The 13,091-nt window shown below is 63.9% G+C and carries 11 protein-coding genes; 7 read left to right on the top strand and 4 right to left on the bottom strand.

Annotated elements, in window-relative coordinates:
* The first annotated feature begins 4 nt into the window (after window positions 1–4).
* The 5 genes from HNQ08_RS12405 (at window position 5) to HNQ08_RS12385 (ending at window position 6,134) form a co-directional block, all read left to right on the top strand.
* Complete coding sequence (locus HNQ08_RS12405; RefSeq protein ID WP_184132306.1) at window positions 5–934, top strand: gluconate 2-dehydrogenase subunit 3 family protein; 930 nt, start codon at window positions 5–7, stop codon at window positions 932–934.
* Window positions 935–993: 59 nt separating this feature from the next.
* The gene (locus tag HNQ08_RS12400) at window positions 994–2,844 is read left to right on the top strand and encodes a GMC family oxidoreductase (RefSeq protein ID WP_184132304.1); all 1,851 of its coding nucleotides are present in this window, start codon (window positions 994–996) and stop codon (window positions 2,842–2,844) included.
* Window positions 2,841–3,401, top strand: coding sequence for a cupredoxin domain-containing protein (locus tag HNQ08_RS12395; RefSeq protein WP_184132301.1), 561 nt, complete (start codon window positions 2,841–2,843; stop codon window positions 3,399–3,401). Before HNQ08_RS12400 ends, HNQ08_RS12395 begins: the two co-directional genes overlap by 4 nt.
* Window positions 3,402–3,477: 76 nt before the next feature.
* Entirely contained in the window at window positions 3,478–5,502 is a 2,025-nt protein-coding gene (locus HNQ08_RS12390; RefSeq protein WP_184132298.1) for an outer membrane protein assembly factor BamB family protein, read from the top strand.
* Window positions 5,499–6,134 carry a hypothetical protein gene (locus HNQ08_RS12385; RefSeq protein WP_184132295.1) on the top strand — a complete coding sequence of 212 codons (636 nt, stop codon included), beginning with the start codon at window positions 5,499–5,501 and terminating at the stop codon, window positions 6,132–6,134. The genes HNQ08_RS12390 and HNQ08_RS12385 overlap by 4 nt, the downstream gene beginning before the upstream one ends.
* Before the next feature lie 107 nt (window positions 6,135–6,241).
* Here HNQ08_RS12385 and HNQ08_RS12380 read toward each other — a convergent pair whose 3' ends face one another.
* Complete coding sequence (locus HNQ08_RS12380; RefSeq protein WP_184132292.1) at window positions 6,242–6,961, bottom strand: MBL fold metallo-hydrolase; 720 nt, start codon at window positions 6,959–6,961, stop codon at window positions 6,242–6,244.
* Between the two features lie 672 nt (window positions 6,962–7,633).
* On the opposite strand from HNQ08_RS12380, the gene HNQ08_RS12375 reads away from it, so the two are divergent.
* Window positions 7,634–8,242: a queuosine precursor transporter gene (locus tag HNQ08_RS12375; RefSeq protein WP_184132289.1), complete on the top strand. Its 609-nt coding sequence runs from the start codon at window positions 7,634–7,636 to the stop codon at window positions 8,240–8,242.
* A 175-nt stretch (window positions 8,243–8,417) separates the two neighbouring features.
* On the top strand, window positions 8,418–8,888 hold the full coding sequence (gene queF / locus HNQ08_RS12370; RefSeq protein WP_184132287.1) for a preQ(1) synthase: 471 nt from the start codon (window positions 8,418–8,420) through the stop codon (window positions 8,886–8,888).
* A 334-nt stretch (window positions 8,889–9,222) separates the two neighbouring features.
* Here the strand turns inward: queF and HNQ08_RS12365 are convergent, their stop codons facing one another.
* The 3 genes from HNQ08_RS12365 to HNQ08_RS12355 form a co-directional block, all read right to left on the bottom strand.
* The gene (locus HNQ08_RS12365) at window positions 9,223–10,029 is read right to left on the bottom strand and encodes a MerR family transcriptional regulator (RefSeq protein ID WP_184132284.1); all 807 of its coding nucleotides are present in this window, start codon (window positions 10,027–10,029) and stop codon (window positions 9,223–9,225) included.
* A 473-nt stretch (window positions 10,030–10,502) separates the two neighbouring features.
* The gene (locus HNQ08_RS12360; RefSeq protein WP_184132281.1) at window positions 10,503–10,811 is read right to left on the bottom strand and encodes a hypothetical protein; all 309 of its coding nucleotides are present in this window, start codon (window positions 10,809–10,811) and stop codon (window positions 10,503–10,505) included.
* Between the two features lie 179 nt (window positions 10,812–10,990).
* Complete coding sequence (locus HNQ08_RS12355) at window positions 10,991–12,958, bottom strand: APC family permease (RefSeq protein ID WP_184132278.1); 1,968 nt, start codon at window positions 12,956–12,958, stop codon at window positions 10,991–10,993.
* Window positions 12,959–13,091: the final 133 nt, after the last annotated feature.

The following is a 13,091-nucleotide window of genomic DNA, read 5'->3' as shown; positions in this document are numbered from 1 at the left end:
CCCTATGACCAACCACGATCCCGAACATCCCCAGGACGCCACCACCGGCAGTCGGCGCGGCTTCTTGAAGGCCGCAGGGGCCCTCGCGCTGATCCTGAGCGCCTGTCGCCCCCATCCGGCACAAGCGGCGCGCCCGCTGCCGGGCCGTGTGGGGCCGGAAAACCCGGCCAGCCCGCTGCCGGCCCGCGACACGCCCACACCCTTTCCGCCCGATCAGGTCCCGACCTCCTTTCAGGTCTTCACGCCGCACGAGGCCGAGACGGTGGAGGCCGCCACCGCCCGTATCTTTCCCGGCGATCAGGAGGATCCGGGCGCGCGGGAAGCCGGCGTGGTGTACTACATCGACCACATGCTGGCGTATCAGGAGGGCTTTAACGAGCCCACCTTCCGTCAGGCTCCCTTTGCCCAGACGTACCAGGGAGCCAGGCCCGCCGAGCGGAGCGGCGTGGTGTGGGTGGCCGCCGATCAGATCTACCGTTACGGCTACCAGAACGTCCTCACGCCGCGCGAGGTCTACCGCATCGGCGTGGCGGGTCTGGACCGTCTTTCGGAGTCGCGCTTCGGCAAGGACTTCAAGGACCTCAGCGAGGGGCAGCAGGACGCCCTGATCGGCGACATGGCCGACGGGAAGGCCGGGAGGTTTGACCGCAACCTCAGCGCCGAGAGCTTTTTCCATAATCTGCGCCGCCACACCGCCGAGGGCATGTTCAGCGATCCGCAGTACGGCGGCAACCGCGGGCTGGTGGGCTGGAAACTGATCGGCCACCCCGGCGCACAGCGGGCCTACACGCCCGCCCAGTTTCAGACCGAGGGTGAGGGCCTGCGCCGCAAGCCGCAGGCCTTCGTGGCGCTGCACACCTTCAATCCGGGCCAGCGCTCCAGCGATGAGGTGGTGTTGCCCGTGACCGGGGAGGACATGCAGCACAGGCGTTGAAGCAAGGCAGCAGGTTCAGGTTTCTTCCAGGCGAGCGACGTCAGACGTGAGAGGTTCAGATGCCGAAAGTTCATAAGAAAGTAGACGTGGTGACGGTGGGGGCGGGATGGACCTCCTCGATCATGGGCTGGAAGCTGGGAGCGGCGGGGCATAGTGTGGTGGCGCTGGAATTCGGCGAGGCCAGATGGACCAATCCCGACTTCGCCCACAACCACGACCCCCTGCGCCACGAGGTCCGCAAGGCGCTGATGTACGACATCAGCCAGGAAACCTGGTCGTGGAGGCCCAACCGGAACGCACCCTCGCTGCCCATCCGGCAGTACGGCTCGTTTCATCCGGGGCGCGGCATCGGCGGCGCCAGCGTCCACTGGACCGCGCAGTTCTGGCGCTTTTTACCTGCCGACTTCCAGCACCGCAGCCACAACATCGCGCGCTACGGCAAGAACAAGATTCCCGCCGACATGACCATCCAGGACTGGCCGCTCAGCTACGACGAGCTGGAGCCGTACTACGACGCGGTGGACTACGACCTGGGCGTGGCCGGGGCGGCAGGAAACCTGGGCGGACAGATTCTGCCGGGCGGCAATCCCTTCGAGGCCCCCCGCTCACGTCCCTACCCGCTGCCGCCGCACCCGTTGACCATCCACGGACAGATTTTTCAGGACGCCGCGCGCAGCCTGGGCTACACGCCGTTTCCGCAGCCCGCCGGAATCCTGTCGCAGGCGTACCGCGACGTGTCGGGCCGGGTCCGTTCCGGCTGTATCTACTGCGGCTACTGCACCCGCTACGGCTGCGAGGTGGACGCCAAGACCAGTGCCGTAACCAGCCACATTCCAGCAGCGCTGCAGACCGGCAATTACGAGGTGCGGACGTACTGCAAGGTGCGGCGCATCAACATCGGCCCGGACGGGCTGGCCACCGGACTGACCTACGTGGACCTGCTGACCGGCCAGGAACACGTGCAGCCCGCCGACGTGGTGGTGGTCAGCGGCTACACCCTGACCAACGTGCGCCTGCTGCTGCTCTCGAAAAGCGCCACCCACAAGAACGGCGTGGGCAACAACCGGGGCATGGTTGGCAAGAACTACACCTACCAGCTGTTGCAAACACCCACCACCACGGTCTTCGAGGGCCGGCGCTTCAACCAGTTCGCCGCCAACGGCGTCACCCTGAGCCTGATCTACGACTTCAATGCCGATAACTTCGACCATTCGAACGTGAATTTCATCGGGGGGGCATCCATCTATGCCGGGGCGGGGCAGCGCGATCCGCTGACCTCGGTGCTGTCCATGCCGCCGCTGCCACAGGACAAGGGGGGCAACAGCGGCCCCCCGGAGGACGGGCAGATTCCCACCACCGCCGATGTGGGCAGCCTGGCCGGACGCGGCAAGGAGTGGGGCCAGAGCTGGAAGAACAACCTGAGGCGCAACTGGGACGGCGTGGTCGGCGTGAGCGTGCAGGGCGAGATCCAGGCGTACACCCACAACTTCCTGGACTTGGACCCTGTTTACAAGGACGTCTTTGGCGATCCGGTGCTGCGGCTGACCTACGACTTCTACGACAACGAGAAGAACATGTATCGGTTTCTGGCGACCAAGACCGACCAGATCGCCCGCCGCATGAAGCCGACGCGGCTCAAGACCACCAGCGAACTGGGGGGATACAACGTCCACCAGTACCAGAGCACCCACTGCACTGGCGGCGCGATCATGGGCAGCGATCCGAGCAACTCCGTGACCAACTCGTACGGGCAGGTGTGGGACGCCCCCAACGTCTTCGTGACCGGCGCGGCGCTGTACCCGCAGAATCCAGGCGCCAATCCCACCGGCACCCTGCTGGCGCTGACCTACCGCAGCGCCGACGCCATTCGTGACCGTTACTTCAGGCGTCCCGGGGAGCTGCTGACATGAGGGGAACTGCCGTGCTGCTGCTGGGGGCGCTGCTGAGCGGCTGCTCGGCGGGCTACCGCGAGCGCAACGCTTACGCCATCGACCTGACCGACACCGGTCTATTTGCCCCGGCCACCCTGCGGATCGCGCCGGGTGCCAGCGTGACCTTCCACAACGCCGGCGTCCAGCCGCGCGAGGTGTACTACCACGCCGGTGATGTCGTGACCCGCCAGAGCCGCCCCCCCGGCGCCCCGAACCTGACGCCGGACACCGCGCAGCCTGCCAACGCCGCGCCGTGGCGTTCGGGCACGCTCTACCCCGGTGAGAGCTGGACGCACGCCTTCACCGAGCCGGGGGCGTACGTCTTCGAAAGTCCCTACGCGGCGGGCTTCGCCGGCAACCCATCCACGCAGTCGGACCGCTACGGCAACCAGCAGGGCCAGCAGACCCGCTACACCAACGACAACCCCCGGCAGGTGGCGGCGGGCGTGATCACCGTGGTCTCCGGGGAGGCCAGCGCCCCCGCCGACAGTGCCCCGATCCGCACGCCCGCCGCGCCGCCGGGCGGAGACGATTGACGGTGCCCGATTTGAGCAAGCAGCCCAACTCCCGTTCCAGACCGGCCCATCTTCTCGCCCCAACAGGAGGTTGATCATGAAGTTCCCACCCGTTACCGCCACGCTCGTTCTGGGTGGCCTGACCGCCCTGACGCTGGCCCTGGCCGCTGCCGAATCGTCCAATTCCGCGTCTGACTCATCTCAAACCAAGCTGCCGTTCTCGGAGTCACAGGCCAAGAGTGGAGGCAAGGTCTACGCCTCCAACTGCCAGGGCTGTCACGGTCAGAATCTGGGCGGCGGCTCCGGGCCAGCCCTCAAGGGCGGCGGTTTCCTGGGCAAGTGGGGCGGCCAGCCGATCAGCAGGCTGCACAGCTATATCTCCCAGAACATGCCGCTGGGACAGGCCGGCAAACTGTCCAAGCAGCAATATCTGGACGTGACCGCCTACATCCTGTCCCAGAACGGCTTCGGGGCAGGGGAGAAGGCGCTGGACAGCAATGGCCTAAAGACCAACATTCCCAAGGGCAGCGGCCAGCAGGTGAAAGTGCCCTCGCAATTGCCCGCGCCGCCTCAGGGCAACGGGCGGGTCATCAGCAGGGTGCCGACACAGGCCACGCTGCTGGAGGCGGCCAGCAGCGACGACTGGCTGATGTACAACAAGGACTACCGGGGCCAGCGCTACTCTGGACTGAGTCAGATCAATACAGGCAACGCCGCCAGGCTTCAGAAAATCTGCTCGTTCAGCACCGGACAACAGGGCTCATTTCAGCCGGGCATCCTGGAACTGAACGGCTTCCTGTATTTCACCAACGCCCACAGCACCTATGCGGTCAACGCCGCCAACTGCAACAAGGAATGGAGTTCCACGTACACGCCCAGGACCGCCGAGCCGCAGCCGGTGAACCGGGGGGTGGCCGCGTATGACGGCAAGCTGTTCCGGGGGACCACGGACGGTCACCTGCTGGCCCTGGACAAGAACAACGGCAACGTGCTGTGGGACGTGTGGGTGGCCGACAGCACCCAGGGCTATTTTTTGAGCAGCGCCCCGATTGCCTGGAACGGCCTGGTGTTTACTGGCGAGGCCGGGGCCGACTGGGGCGCCAACGGACACGTCTACGCCTTCAAGGCCGACAGCGGCCAGCTGGTCTGGACCTTCGACGTAATTCCCACCGGGGATCAGGCCGGGGCGGAGACCTGGGACAAGGCCAGCACCGCCGCGCACGGGGGCGGCAGCATGTGGACCAGTTACACCCTCGATCCGTCCTCGGGGCTGCTGTACGTGCCGGTGGGCAACCCCGCGCCGGATTTTGCGGGCGATTACCGCCCCGGCAAGAACCTGTACACCGACAGTGTGGTGGTCCTGAGTGCCCGGACTGGCAAACTGGCGTGGTACGCCCAGCAGATCGAGAACGATTTTCACGATTACGACACCGCTGCGCCGCCAGTGGTCTACGACACTGGTGGCCGGAAATTCATGGCCGTCGCCAACAAGGGCGGCCACCTGTACCTGTACGACCGGGTCACCCACGACCGCCTGAACAAGGTCCCCGTCACGACCATTGCCAACACCGACGCCCCGCTGACCACCGAGGGCACCCGCTTCTGTCCCGGTACGCTGGGCGGAGTGGAGTGGAACAGCCCGGCGTTTGATCCCAAGACTGGCACCCTGTTCGTGAACTCGGTGGACTGGTGCGCCACCCTCAAAATCGGGCCGGTGCGCTACAACGCGGGCAACGTGTTCACCGGCACCGTCAACGGCTTCGGCGAGTTTGACGACAAGGCCAGGGCGAACGGCTGGACCCACGCCATCGACGCCGCGACAGGCGACATCAAGTGGAAGCGTGAGGCGGGCTCTCCGCTGGTGGCCGCCATCACGCCCACGGCGGGCGGGGTGGTCTTCACGGGCGATCAGAATGGCAACTTCCTGGTGCTGAACGCTGCAGACGGCAAGGAACTGTACAAGGACGATACCGGCGGTGCGGTGGCCGGCGGCGTCATCACCTACCGTCTGGGCGGGCGGCAGTACGTGGCCGTCGCCAGCGGCAACACCTCGCGCACCATCTGGAACACCGAGGGCCGGGAAAACGTGACGGTCTACGCATTGCCACAGGGGGGGCAGTGAGGAGCCTTGCGGTTCTCCTCATGCTGTGCGGCCCGGCCCTGGCCTTCACGGCCACGCCATCAGAGGTGCAGCGGCAGCAGGCCATCAGCGAGGGGCAGGCGCTGGCTCGGAAGCACAACGGTTATCCGGTCAAGGACTATCTGCTGTACAGCGTGGCCGATGCCTACACCCTGACGCCGGACGAGGGCTCTGTGGAGGCCGTACAACTCGCCACCCCGCTTGAGCGCACGCGCTGGGGCAGCTACTTTCTGACGATTCAGGGCAAGCCACTGACAGCCGAGGCAGTGCGGCAGCAGGCGGGCCTGGCGGCGGGGCATCTGGCAGTGATCGTGTACGCCCACAGCCAGGACGGCGGAGCAAAAGATCAGGACTTTCTGAAGGACCTTGGCCCGATGCACCTGATCCTGGGGGGCCGGACGCTGACACCCACCGGGATCACGCGCTCCGGAGCATCGCTGAACAACTACAAAGACGGGGGCGGGCAGGTGGTGTTCCGCTGGACGGACGCGCTGAGCGCCACCTTTGATCTCTCGTCGCTGGGTGAGACCACAACCGCGCAGGGTCTGTTGAGGTTCACGGACGCCACCGGCAAGGCGTTTGATCTGCCCGTGAATTTGGGCAAGGTCCAGTGAGGGTGGAACAAAGACGCATCGTCCGGCCCTCGGGATCTCAGAGGGCCGGAGAGCGGCTCCCTCGGGCGTGCGGCTGAGTGCGGCACCATTAACCGTTGCGGAACCGCTCAGGACTCCCCCTGGGTGTGGGTGTTGCTGGCCTCGATCAGATTGGAGAAGAACCCTTTCAAGTCGCCGTGGAGGACAACCCCATGCCCCGTCGCGAAGTGTGACGTGTCGAGGCCACTGAGATACGCCACGCCGCGCTGAAAGCGCTCGGGCTGAACGCGGGGGTCGCGCCACAGCTCCCCCTGAGCGATCAGCGCCGTCAGGGTTTCCCGGAGAGCTGGCGCCCTCTCCACGAGCTCGCCTTGCGGTAGAGCCTGGCCGAAGAAACAGATGGGATCGCCCGCAAAGGTGACGTGGGAGACGCCGTCGTATAGAACGCACGATCCGGGTGTGTGATCCCCCCACAGCCAGCAGGTCAGTCCCTGGACGTCACCGTGATCGGGCAAGCTGTCCGTGAACAACTCGCGGGCTTCAGCGGTCAGCATCGGCACGTCGTTTGGGTGAATGTACTTGCGGGCGTTGGTGAACCTGTGGGCACTGCCGATGTGGTCCGGGTGGCCGTGGGTTGCGATCAGGGCCGTCACGTCGGCAGCGGTTTTCCCGAGGGTGGCCAGCGCGGCCTGCAGGTGCGGAAAGTGTTCCGCTTTGCCGGTGTCGATCAGGAGCACCCGGTCACCACGGACCAGCAGGTAGCAGTTGTTGTACGAACCCCAGCCCTCATCCCAGACGGCCAGCGCGAACACGTCATCGGCAAGCGGATTGAAAGGAGATTCATTCATTCGTTCCTCCTGTCGTTCGTGTGCGGCCAGGCGGACAACAGAGCAAGAGAGCGGATCGTGCAAGTGTGAACGCGGGAAAACCAGTGGCGAGTGGGCAGGGCACAGCGCTCCCAGTCGAAGAAATCTGCGAATGTCGCCCCCACAGATTTCGGGGGATTGCATTCGCATTCTTGCAGATGGGTTCTTGATCATCCCCACCCCGTCCTGTCGATAGCGCAGCCTGGGAGCCACCCGCTCCATGGTTCTGGAGACCGCGGCCAAAAGGCCCTGCCTATGGGCGCGACAGGTATGCAAAACTCCCGTGGGCGCAGAACGCGCCCCATCTTTCGCATGTAAGGCCGCACATGCGTCAAGGAGACCTATGAACCAGTACTACGGCAGGAATCGGACATCCCCCCTGTCCGGCTGGAGGCGATCCTCGCCCCGCCGACATCCAGGGGCCGCGATTGGCGAGGCCGCTACGTTCCAGCAGCGCGCCCCAGTCGCCTCGTGACACGTTGAAGTAAAGTTCACCACCCAGTCCCTCTCCAGCCAGGTTCCCCGCCACAGCGCAGGATCATCCATGGCTCTGGATGCCCTGCCACTGGGCCAAACGTCCGAGATGGCGTTTGACGGGGGCCAGACCCCTCCGGGCTGAGACGCGCCTTGCCGTCTGCCCCGCTCAAGGATCATATGACCTCACGCAATACCCTCCTGGTGATTCTCGTCGCCGTCTACATCGGTGCCGAACTTGTCAGTAACGTCACCGCAGGCCGTCTGGTCCAGATCGGCGCGTTGATCTTCCCCGGCGCGATTTTCCTGTATTCCCTGACCTTCACGCTCCGTGACGCCATTCACGCGGCGGGCGGCTGGACGGTCGCCAAGGCGGCCCTGTGGGGCGGCCTGTTCGCGAATGCCCTGCTGGCCGGGTACGGCGTGCTGGTCAACGCCCTGCCCAAACCGGACTTCTTTCAGGACAGTGCGTATCAGGTGGTGTTCGGCTCCACGCTCAGGGTTGTGGCGGCCAGTCTTGTGGCCTATCTGATCAGCACTGCCCTCGACGCTCTTATTTTCGAACGCCTGAAAGCGCGTGGCGTCGCCACACAGGTGATCGCCTCGAACGCCGTGAGCACCACCCTGGATACGGTCGTGTTCATCACGATTGCCTTTGCGGGAACAGGCGCGCCCCTGCTGAACCTGATGCTGGGGCAGATCGCAATCAAGATGCTGATCAGCCTGTTGTTGATTCCGCTGGTGCGCTGGGTCCGCACACAAGTCGCGCCAGACCCTGTTCCCGCCTGAACATCCTTATCCGATCAATCGACACCGAGATCCTTGTGCTGCCCTCGATGGCCCCCGATACTATCCGGGTGAGGTGACCCTTCCCCGACACCGGGGTGAGGGCAACCCACTCCACCATGGATGACCTGTGCTGTCATCCCGGACGCCACTGGTGGCGTCCGCTTCAGGAGAAACCATGACGAAGACAGAAGAACGGGCCGCCGTGAGCGCGCCCCAGCAACCAGGTTTTGACCGCCGCTATGACGTGCAGGGCCTGGACGCCATCGACACGGACGTGCTAGGCACGTTCGAGCATGTGCGCCTCGACGATCCGGTCCATTATCCCGGCGAACCCATGCAGATCGAGATCACTACCGACGAGTTCAGTCCGGTGTGTCCGTGGAGCGGCCTGCCGGATTTCGGTACGCTGGAGATTCGCTATCAGCCACGTGATGTTTGCGTGGAACTTAAAAGCCTCAAGTACTACCTGACCAGTTACCGTTTCGTAGGGATCTACCACGAGCACGCCACCCGCCGTGTTCTGGCCGATCTGGTGAAACTCCTTGACCCCCTCAGTATGGAGATCCGCTGCGATTACGGGATGCGCGGCGGCATCAAGACGGTGTGTACCGTGCAGTACAAGGCACCAGATCAGGGCAAGTCCTGAATCTCTGAAAGCCTGAAATTGGGTTGCGGCTCCATGCATGCTTTGATCCGCAGCGACGCATCCAATGGGTGACTCCACCGCCACACTCCATGGCTCCGCAGGGAACTGAACCCCGAAAGACTGTGGCGCAATGTCCCTGTGAGGCGGCATCTCCTGATGCCCGACTTCAAGACTTTCATCAGGAAAGCCATCCATCAGGAGCGGTCTTGACTGGGCCCACCTCAACACTTCGTTGGTTCTAGCGACAAAGTGTTGAGGTGGTACTGCTGCCATCCATCGCCAGGAATGTAGCGCTCCTGACCCGCTAACCCTTGCCTGGGACACCTTCACGCCGTTACCGCTCTCCCCTCAGTTCTTCCAGAAAGAAGACAATGTCTGTCTCGTACGCCTCAGGGTTTGGGGTGTCAGGGACGCTCTTGACGTAGAATTCGGCCGTCACCCCCGTGATTCTGAGTTCACGTCGCAGGGCTTCCTCGACCACCGCCGAGTATGCCGCCCCTGTTTTATCGTAGGGACCAACGAACCGCCCGATGAAGGCGTTGCCCCCCTTGAACGTCCTCACTTCAATGCGTCCGTCGCCTTTGACGGCCCCCTCAACAGGCAGACAGACCTCTACCAAACTCCCCTCGCCGGTGTCGTCGTTGTCGTGCATGAAGAAGCTCGGTCTCTCAATCTGATATCCCTGGGCCTTTGCGTACATCATCAACTCGCGCAAGGCTTCGGGGATCACCTCGTAATGTGGAGGCTGAAGACGCGTGCGGATGCTCAGGGTCTGTCGGGCCTGAAGCTGTTCGGTGCGGTAGTTCATAGGCTCCTCCAGGAGGTAGGTGCGCAGGGTCAGCAGAGAGTGCTGACGATCTTCAATCTCAGCGCTCAGCCGTTTCTCGTGCCGGACAAGCACCTCCTGCGCATGGGCGGGGTGGTCGATCATGTCCCGGATCTCGTGCAGCGGCAGTCCCAGCTCGCGCCAACGGCGGATGCGGACGGCCAGCTCAATCTGCGCGACGCTGTAATAGCGGTAGCTGTTGACGTCGTCGACGGCTGCGGGACACAGCAGGCCGATCTCGTCGTAGTACCTCAGTGTCTTTGGGGACAGACCGGTCAGGACGGCAAATCGGGAAATGATCAGGCGACCTCGCATATTCAGCCACGCTAAGCGTTCCAGCCACAGGAAGGTCAAGCTCGTACTGGGTACCAGACGGCAGCTGCTCACCAGGATTATCCAGGCGGGCAATGCAGCGTCGTGTCTGGACCCTCTATTGCGGGACAGCCGATGGCGTCTGGAACAACGTCAGGGGAGGACAGCGTAGATGCTGCTCAGCGAGCCCGTGGGCTGGAGCTGGACCGAAGTGTCGGGTGCTGAGAGTTGGGTCATGCCGATGATCTGCTGCCAATTCGTGCCCGACATGACCTAAGGTATGGGTTCAACAGCATTTCTGCTTCACTGTCGCGTCGGTTGTTCTCCTCCAACAGCCTTGAGAGCTCTGGCCAGTAAGGCATAGGCAAGACACGTAAGGACAGTCGCATGCTTGTGTTGCCTTTAGTCGACTCACCCCTACTGCAGCCGTTGACCACGTCTCCCTGGAAACGCTGGTGCGGGAATGCGATCTGAGCTCAGCGCTCATCCCTGAGGGTGTTGAAGAAAAGCAGAATCTGATTCAACGTCTCCAGTTCCTCGGACGAGAGCCGGTCATCCTCCTGCGCCCGCAAAAGTGCTGCGTGATAGACCTCCGCCCGCAACGTCCGCGCCTGGAGGGCGCTGATGCCCAACGCCACCCGTGCTTCCCGCAACGCCTGCAACTCAGCCACCGTGAGCGTGCCGTCCTCCAACGCGGCGAAAATGGCCTGTCGGAGATGGTTCAAACGCTCCTCAGGTGTGGCGGCGGCGGGAATGGTGACCAGTAAGCGGTTGGTGATGTCCATGGTTCCAGTGTGCCGCGTTTGAGCCGTCACGCAGTTTTGATGCTTCTTCCGCACGTAAGAGCCGGGCGGATCATCGTCGGCAGCCCTGATACTTCGACAGATGGAGGCCTGGGTCCATTCAGTTGGCCATCAGGAGGCTCCTACCTCTACAGCGGTCCAGTTCTGCCGCTGTTGCCCTGCTAGCCCCCCACATGCACAATCGGGCGGCGATCCCGGTTCGGTTCGGCCCGGCGCAGGATTTCGTGGGTCAGGGGCGGGACGTCGCCCTGGCCTTCCACCAGGAACTTGAGGGCCAGGTGAAGCGGCGTATCCTCACTCCAGCGCATGTACACCTGCGGCGGCGCACCCTTCCCCCGCAGATGCAGCATCACTGCAGCAATAGTGTTGGGCACGCTGGAGCCCCTGGCCTTCAGGACACCGTACGGGCCCACCCTCACGCTGCTGACCTCCACCACGTCGCTGAAGTCCGAGGCATCGTCCACCTCGGCTTCTAGGAAGAGGAAGGGCACGTCGTCGGGGAGATGGGCCATCTGCCGGGCACGGAGTTCCTGTTTGCAGTATTCCGCTAGCGTGTAGCATCCGGGGCGGTGGGCCACCAGGCGCAGTGGGCGAATCGGGAAGCTCTTGAGGAGCTGCACTGCTGAGTCGTCTAGGACCACGCGGCTGACCCGCAGTTCGAAGGAACGCTGCACCCGTGAGGCAAAGCTGACCACCAGCACCGCGGCGATAAACAGCAGCGCAATCAGCAGCCCGCCTGGATTGCCGATCACCGTCACCGAGATGGTGTAGATAAAAATCAGGCTGATGAGGCCGAACGCCCAGCTCTGCGTGCGTTGCCTGCGCCGAACCGACGACAAAGTAACGGCCACCGCTGCCGAGGTCATCAAGGCCAGCACCCCTGTCGCGTATGCGCCTGCCTGAGCGTCCACGTTGGCTTTGAAGGCCAGCGTGACCACAAAAGCCACCGTCACGAAAACCAGCACCAGTGGGCGGTTGGCGCGCATCCAGTCAGGGGCCATGCCGTAGCGCGGCAGGTAACGAGGCACGATGTTCAGCAGCCCCGCCATGGCAGAAGCGCCCGCAAACCACAGAATGGCGATGGTGCTGACGTCGTACAGCGTGCCGAACGTCTCGCCGAGCCGCTGGTGGGCCAGATACGCCAGCGCCCGCCCGTTGGCCGCGCCACCAGCCTGGAAGGCAGCGGTGGGGATCAGAAGGGTGGTGACCAAGCTGCTGGTCAACAGAAACACGCTCATGATCAGCGCGGCGGTGGTCAGCAGGTTCTGGCCGTTGCGGATGCGGCCTGCCGGAGCGGCCTCGGTGTCGCCTGCATCGCCCTTGATCAGCGGCATGACCACCACGCCCGTCTCGAAGCCTGACAATCCCAGCGCCAGTCTGGGAAACACCAGCAGTGAGGCGCCGATGATCGCCAGCGGCGAGGCGTAACTCTGCTGAACCATGGCCCACCAATCGGGGATGATCTGAGGTTCACTGGCCACCAGCCGCAGGCCGTCAACCACCACAACGGCGCTGAGGCCCAGATACACGATCACGATGCCCACGGCAATGCCGATCGCTTCATTGAAGCCTCTCAGAAACACCGCCCCCAGCAGGGTGATCAGCAGGAGGGTCACAGGTACCTGCGTGCCGCCGATCATCGGCCTGAGCAGGGGATTCTCAGTCAGGTGAGCGGCGGCGTCGGCGGCTGAAAGCGTGATGGTGATGACGAATCCCGTCGCCACGAAGCCGATCAGGGCGAGCACCAGAAATTTGCCCGGCCAGAAGCCCAGCAGCCGTTCGAGCATGCTGATTGAGCCGTCGCCATGCGGACTTTCCTGTGCCACCCGGCGGTACATCGGCAAGGCCCCGAACAGCGTGACCAGCACCAGTACCAGCGTTGCCAGCGGCGACAGTACCCCCGCAGCCAGCGCTGCAATGCCAGGTTGATAGCCAAGGGTAGAAAAGTAATCGACCCCGGTCAGGCACATCACCTTCCACCAGGGGTGGGTCTGGTGTTTGGTCTGCACGCTGTGTTCGCCCTCGTAATAGCCCGGTTGATCCGGCTCTGGACTGCTGCCTTCCAGGAGCCAGCGCTTGATAGGGGAGGGCGCGATGGAAGGGGCCGGGACAGAATCGGGCGGCGTCATTTCTGCGGGCAGTATGCTCCGTCTCAGGAGCCGTCAGGTCAGCCGGGAAGCACAATGTCAGGCTCCTCTTCCCTGATCACCTGAGCAGGCAACCGGAGATTCTGGGCACGTGAGGGAGACTGACGCAAGAAGG

The sequence above is a fragment of the Deinococcus humi genome, from assembly GCF_014201875.1.
Classification (GTDB): domain Bacteria; phylum Deinococcota; class Deinococci; order Deinococcales; family Deinococcaceae; genus Deinococcus; species Deinococcus humi.
Note: the sequence above shows the minus strand (reverse complement) of the source record. Positions and strands in the feature narration are given on the sequence as shown.

Excerpts from the sequence above, each read along its gene's own strand:
- HNQ08_RS12405 (WP_184132306.1), top strand. The coding sequence starts at position 5 with ATGACCAACCACGATCCCGAACATCCCCAGGACGCCACCACCGGCAGT.
- HNQ08_RS12400 (WP_184132304.1), top strand. The coding sequence starts at position 994 with ATGCCGAAAGTTCATAAGAAAGTAGACGTGGTGACGGTGGGGGCGGGA.
- HNQ08_RS12395 (WP_184132301.1), top strand. The coding sequence starts at position 2,841 with ATGAGGGGAACTGCCGTGCTGCTGCTGGGGGCGCTGCTGAGCGGCTGC.
- HNQ08_RS12390 (WP_184132298.1), top strand. The coding sequence starts at position 3,478 with ATGAAGTTCCCACCCGTTACCGCCACGCTCGTTCTGGGTGGCCTGACC.
- HNQ08_RS12380 (WP_184132292.1), bottom strand. The coding sequence starts at position 6,961 with ATGAATGAATCTCCTTTCAATCCGCTTGCCGATGACGTGTTCGCGCTG.
- HNQ08_RS12375 (WP_184132289.1), top strand. The coding sequence starts at position 7,634 with ATGACCTCACGCAATACCCTCCTGGTGATTCTCGTCGCCGTCTACATC.
- queF (WP_184132287.1), top strand. The coding sequence starts at position 8,418 with ATGACGAAGACAGAAGAACGGGCCGCCGTGAGCGCGCCCCAGCAACCA.
- HNQ08_RS12365 (WP_184132284.1), bottom strand. The coding sequence starts at position 10,029 with ATGCGAGGTCGCCTGATCATTTCCCGATTTGCCGTCCTGACCGGTCTG.
- HNQ08_RS12360 (WP_184132281.1), bottom strand. The coding sequence starts at position 10,811 with ATGGACATCACCAACCGCTTACTGGTCACCATTCCCGCCGCCGCCACA.
- HNQ08_RS12355 (WP_184132278.1), bottom strand. The coding sequence starts at position 12,958 with ATGACGCCGCCCGATTCTGTCCCGGCCCCTTCCATCGCGCCCTCCCCT.